This window comes from Frankia sp. CgJB1, from assembly GCF_977947065.1.
This window is the reverse complement of record NZ_CDWTNB010000243.1, coordinates 1-5,082: the sequence shown is the minus strand read 5'-3', so window position 1 is coordinate 5,082 and position 5,082 is coordinate 1. Positions and strand designations below refer to the sequence as shown.

Here is a 5,082-nt window from a genome sequence, read left to right as displayed (position 1 = left end):
CCCAGACGCCCGGACCAGACCCCGGGAATGCTCGGCCCGCAATGGCGCAAGAGCATCCACGACTTCTACAGCTACAGCGGCGCGACCGCCCTCGCCGGCATCCCGACCAAAGAGCTGTTCACCTTGTTCCCGAAGAAGCCAGCGAAGTTCCCGAAGAAGCCAGCGAAGAAGATGGCCTACATCGCCGGCCTGCCCAAGCCGCACGGCTGCGTCTGACCGCCCGGCCCGGAATGAAAGGCACCGCCATGACTGTCACCGCGCCCGCGCCCATCGAACCGGCGCCGGCTGCCGTCGTCCCCGATTTCGGCGACGAGAGCACCGGCCGCAAGCTGGCCATCATCTGTTCCAAGGGCACCCTCGACATGGCCTATCCCGGGCTTGTCCTTGCCAACGCGGCGTTAGGAGCAGGGGTGGAGACCCACCTATTCTTCACCTTCTGGGGCTTCGACATCATCACCAAGTCCAGGATGGGTGACCTGAAGTTCACCCTGCTCGGCAATACCGCCTCGCACATGCCGCAGGGGCTGGGCGGCCTGCCCGGCATGACAGCGATGACGACGCACGTGATGAAGAAACAGATCGCCGACGTCGGCGTGCCAGAGGTGCCGGAGTTCCTCGAGCAGATCGTCGCCTCCGGCGGCCATCTGTGAGCCTGCCGCATGTCCGCCGACATGATGCACCTCGACGAATCCGATTTGTATGAGGACGTCGAAGGGATCATCAGCGCCGCGGACTTTATTGAGAAGACCGACGGCGCCCAACTGCTGTTTATCTGACACGGGACCGAGGGCCGCCTGGCAGGGGACCTCGGGTGAGAGGCGATCGCAACGTTCGAGGCGACGTTCCCTGGATGCCGGGAAAGGCCGGTTGGCCGGCCTCGGCCCCGGTCGAGTCCTGGCCGGCGTTCGCGGTCGTGTCGCCGTCACCACGCCCGAGTCCTCTGAGCCGCCGTGGGATGGCTCTCACCCTACGGTGCCGATCGGTGCGGCGAGGGCGGCGAGGGCGGCGTCGAGGCGGGCGCCGGCCTCCTTCGCCACCGGTTCCAGTTCGTCGTGGCCGGTGACGGTGACCATGATCCGCGGGTCGAGGGCCTCGACCACGGTGCCACCGTCGGCGGCGCGGACGACGACGTTGCAGGGCAGCAGCAGGCCGATCTGCCGGTCGACGTCGAGAGCCCGGTGGGCGGCCGGCCCAGATCGCGCCCGACGAGCATACCGCCGTCCTGCTCGGCGGCGCGGCCGCGGAGAACATCGACCTGCACACCCTGCTGTCGGACCGCACCCCGCTGGTGCTCGGGGTGGTGCTGGGGATGGGTTTCCTGCTGCTGTTCGTGGTGCTCGCCGCGCCGCTGGCAGCCGCCCTCGGGGTGGTCACGAACCTGCTCGCGACCGGTGCCACGTTCGGCGTCGCGAAGCTGGTTTTCGCCGACGGGCACGGCGCGGGCCTGCTGGGTTTCACCTCCCAGGGGTTCCTCGACGCCTGGGGGCCGATCTTCTTCTTGGCAATGATCTTTGCGATCTCTATGGACTACACGGTGTTCCTGCTCGCCTCGGCCAAGGAGCACTGGGAACGCTCCGCCGATCCACGGGAGGCGATAGTCGGCGGGCTCGCTCACTCCGGTCGGGTCATCTTCGCGGCAGCCGCGGTGATGGTTGCGGTGTTCTTCACCTTCGCGCTGTCCGGACCGCTGCCGCCAAAGGAGATGGGCGTCATCCTCGGCATCGCCGTGCTGCTGGACGCGGCCCTCGTCCGCCTCACCTGCTACCCGTCCTGCTCCGGATCATCGGACGGGCCGCCTGGTACAGCCCGATGTGGCTGCGCCGCGTTCTACCCACTGTCACCTTCGCCCACTGACCGAAGCGATCGCGTCCCTAGGCCGGCTACCCGCCGCCGGCCTAGGCACGACATCTGCCGAGGGTCACGCGAGGGACAGGAACAGCTTTTCCAGTTCCATCTCGGTCATCGGTGCCGCCTCGCCGCTCTCACGCGCGGCCAGGCACTGTTGCATCCCGGACACTATGATCTTAAATCCGGCCCGGTCCAGAGCTCGGGAGACCGCGGCAAGCTGGGTGACGACGTCAGCGCAGTCGCGACCATCCTCGATCATGCCGATTACGCCGCGGAGCTGACCCTCGGCGCGCCGCAGGCGCCGAATCACATCCGCCATCGCCGTCTCGTCGACCTGCATCCCGACCTCCATATCCCGCACCAGGTGACCGCAGGCGCTGCCTCCAAGATACCATCCCGGGTATACATCGGGTGACCTCACCCGCGATCAGACCTTTCGGGATCGTCGCCGCTGGTTGTGGCTGGTTGTGGAGGACCTGGCGGGCGAAGGTGAGCTGTACCTGTCCAGCCGGCAGATCGCCGAGGCGCTCAATGCCGAGGGCTGCGCCCACCCAAGCGCACCGACCGCTTCGGCCCCGGCCAGGTCCTCACCCCGACCCGCCGGCTGGGCATCGGGGTCCGCCACCCTCGCGGCGCCCGCACCGCGCTAACCGGCCTGGGACCACACCGGTACTCGGTGACCGAACTCGCCGTAGCCCTCCAGCAGGCCAACCGCTACCCTCTACACCTGGATCTACCGGGGGTGGATCACCGCGCAGCGCCACCCGGATGGCAGGTCCTGGGTCATCATCGCCGATGACGCCGAGATGCAGCGGCTACGCGAGCGCCGGGCCCCCGGGCCACTACACCCGCCGGGTACCCCGATAACCGACGTTTCGTCGGCTGCTTCGCATCGAGTCGGACGGGACAAGAGCCAAGCGGGCACACCACGTCGGTGGAGGGGTAGGCTGCAGGTGTTGCTTGTTCTTCCGTGCGTGACCTACGCAGAGAACGGCACGACTGGACCACGGCACCGGCCGGGGTCTGGGGCGAGGCCGGTACGCGAAGGACGCTTACCGGGAGCGCGGCAAGGAGAAATAATCGTGGCGCAGGGTACCGTCAAGTGGTTCAACGCGGAGAAGGGCTTCGGATTCATCTCCGTCGACGGTGGCGGCCCGGACGTGTTCGTCCACTACTCCTCGATCGTGGCGGACGGCTACAAGTCCCTGGATGAGGGCCAGAGCGTCCAGTTCGAGATCGTGCAGGGCCAGAAGGGACCGCAGGCGGACAACGTCCAGCCCGTCTGAGGCCGTACCACCCCCAGCCTTACGCGTCGGCGCGCGGCTCCCGCGGGAGCCGCGCGCCGATCTTGTGTTGGTCGATGTTGTGTTGGCAGGCCGGTAGTCTCACCGCCGTAGTTGACCGACGCCGTCGGCGGGCACCGCGCGATCATGGCTCATGTACACCTGATGAGCGACCAGATCAGCGCCCGGGCAACTGAACCACGGTGATGAAGAAGTCGTCGATGAACCGGACGTCGTCTACGAACCGGTCGAAGTCGACCGCCTTCGTCACGTAGGCGTTGGCGTGCAGGTTGTAGCTGCGCAGGATGTCCTCGGCAGCGTCCGAGGTGGAGAGCACCACGACGGGGATACGTCGCAGGTCGGCGTCGGCCTTGACCTCGGCCAGGACCTCGATGCCGTTGCGGCGCGGCAGGTTGAGGTCCAGCAGGATCAGGTCGGCCGTAGGGGCCTGTGTGAAGGGCTCCTCCCGGCGGAGGAACGCCATGGCCTGGATACCGTCGTTCACGACATGCAGCCTGCCGTTGATCCGATCATCCGCGAACGCTTCGCGGGTCATGAGGACATCCCCCGGGTCGTCCTCAACCAGCAGTACGTCGAACGGGTCCGTACGGACACTCGCCGTCATCTGGATACCTCGAAGTAGAGGCCGCCATCGCATGGCAGCCGGACGAGAAGCGGGGGTAGGGACGAGAGGCGGAGTAGGGACGAGAGGCGGAGTAGGGACGAGAAGCGGGGACAGGGCGGACCGGACGATCAGCGCCCACCGCGGGGGACGGCCGCTCCTCGAGAGCGTGAGCGGGGTCGCGAGCAGGCGCAGGCGGAGCCCGTCCGGCCCGGAACGGTAACCGGACATCCCGGAATCGATGCACGGACTTTGACGATGTCTGACGGTACGCCAACGGAAGTGGTCTGTCGCCCCCCTAACAGGGACAAGTCCAAGGACAAGCCGAGGCTCACCGTTTTCGGCCTCGCCGCGACCGCCCGGGCACCCACGACCGCCCGGGCACGAGGCCGGACTTCGGCCGCCGTTCCCGGCGTGGCGGTTCCCGGTCGCCTCCGGCGGGAAGGCAAGGGCCATGAGCTCCGGCAGCCCGGTCCAGGACGAGATCCGCCCGCATGCCCGCGAACTGCGTCGGCTGATCCCGGACGTATACCGGGGACTCGGCGCTCTGGGCGACGCTGCTCTCCGTGACGGTGCCCTGGACAGCTGCACGAAGGAGCTGATCGCACTGGCGCTCGCCGTGAGCACCCAGTGCGACGGTTACATCGAGACACACGCCCACGGCGCCGTCCGGCATGGTGCGACCTGCCAGGAAGCAGCCGAGGCCATCGGGGTGGCACTGCTGATGAACGGCGGGCCGGCGTCGGTCTACGGCCCGCGCGCGTTCGTCGCCTTCAGGCGTTTCCGCGCCGAGCGGCACGAGGCGGGGGACGGTACGGCGCCGCTCGGCCACGTAACCCCGGCCTCGCCGGGACACGCTCCATCAACCGGCCAGGTTCAGCCCCCCGACAACACCGACGTCTGAACCGGCGGCAGAGGACCCGCCGCGCCGACCACCTGGCGGATGGTGGTATCCGCAGACCGTCTTCATGACCGGCTGAGGACACGTCGGCGCGGGTGCCGCCGCCATCCGGCGGGCGCCCCGGACGGCCCAGATACAGACAAAGAAAATCTCATGGTTAAAAATATCCCTGGAGATTTCCTCGCTCCCGTTTCGGACCATCGAAATTCGTTGCTCCACGGACGAGTTGTTTACCTATCCTTTACAGTTCCACCCACCTCGGCCGGCGACATCCTGTTACGATTTCCCCGTGACTGAAGGCGAACGGGGAAGAAGAATCCGATGACGTTTGTCGTCCTGTCACCCTGCATTGATGTCAAGGACACCGCCTGCGTGGAGGAGTGCCCGGTCGACTGCATCTACGAGGGCGGCCGCAAGCTGTACATCAA

Annotated in this window: 6 protein-coding genes and 3 pseudogenes; 6 read left to right on the top strand and 3 right to left on the bottom strand. The window is 67.3% G+C overall.

Features of this window, described 5'->3' with window-relative positions; translation table 11 throughout:
- Positions 1-216: TusE/DsrC/DsvC family sulfur relay protein (locus tag AC08OT_RS19115; RefSeq protein ID WP_476603135.1), on the top strand; the 216-nt coding region annotated here is incomplete at its 5' end.
- Positions 217-230: 14 nt separating this feature from the next.
- Positions 231-776 (top strand): annotated as a pseudogene (locus AC08OT_RS19110) (DsrE/DsrF/DrsH-like family protein).
- 186 nt (positions 777-962) lie between these two features.
- Here AC08OT_RS19110 and AC08OT_RS19105 read toward each other — a convergent pair.
- Positions 963-1,355 carry a DUF302 domain-containing protein gene (locus AC08OT_RS19105; protein WP_476594504.1) on the bottom strand — a complete coding sequence of 131 codons (393 nt, stop codon included), beginning with the start codon at positions 1,353-1,355 and terminating at the stop codon, positions 963-965.
- Between AC08OT_RS19105 and AC08OT_RS19100 the strand changes: the two are divergent.
- Positions 1,250-1,708: pseudogene (locus tag AC08OT_RS19100) on the top strand (MMPL family transporter); the annotation flags it as partial. The gene AC08OT_RS19105 and the pseudogene AC08OT_RS19100 sit on opposite strands and share 106 nt — an antisense overlap.
- Before the next feature lie 210 nt (positions 1,709-1,918).
- On the opposite strand, the gene AC08OT_RS19095 reads toward AC08OT_RS19100, so the two are convergent.
- Positions 1,919-2,107: a metal-sensitive transcriptional regulator gene (locus AC08OT_RS19095; protein WP_476603136.1), complete on the bottom strand. Its 189-nt coding sequence runs from the start codon at positions 2,105-2,107 to the stop codon at positions 1,919-1,921.
- A gap of 823 nt (positions 2,108-2,930) precedes the next feature.
- On the opposite strand from AC08OT_RS19095, the gene AC08OT_RS19090 reads away from it, so the two are divergent.
- Complete coding sequence (locus AC08OT_RS19090) at positions 2,931-3,134, top strand: cold-shock protein (protein WP_011438823.1); 204 nt, start codon at positions 2,931-2,933, stop codon at positions 3,132-3,134.
- 175 nt (positions 3,135-3,309) lie between these two features.
- Here AC08OT_RS19090 and AC08OT_RS19085 read toward each other — a convergent pair whose 3' ends face one another.
- On the bottom strand, positions 3,310-3,756 hold the full coding sequence (locus AC08OT_RS19085) for a response regulator (protein ID WP_462186728.1): 447 nt from the start codon (positions 3,754-3,756) through the stop codon (positions 3,310-3,312).
- Between the two features lie 451 nt (positions 3,757-4,207).
- Here AC08OT_RS19085 and AC08OT_RS19080 point away from each other — a divergent pair, with 451 nt between their 5' ends.
- Positions 4,208-4,657, top strand: a complete 450-nt coding sequence (locus AC08OT_RS19080) for a carboxymuconolactone decarboxylase family protein (protein WP_476594503.1) — start codon at positions 4,208-4,210, stop codon at positions 4,655-4,657.
- Between the two features lie 318 nt (positions 4,658-4,975).
- Positions 4,976-5,082, top strand: a pseudogene (locus AC08OT_RS19075) ((4Fe-4S)-binding protein); the annotation flags it as partial.

Coding starts and splice junctions, on each gene's coding strand:
- AC08OT_RS19080 (WP_476594503.1), top strand. CDS start 4,208: ATGAGCTCCGGCAGCCCGGTCCAGGACGAGATCCGCCCGCATGCCCGC.
- AC08OT_RS19085 (WP_462186728.1), bottom strand. CDS start 3,756: ATGACGGCGAGTGTCCGTACGGACCCGTTCGACGTACTGCTGGTTGAG.
- AC08OT_RS19095 (WP_476603136.1), bottom strand. CDS start 2,107: ATGATCGAGGATGGTCGCGACTGCGCTGACGTCGTCACCCAGCTTGCC.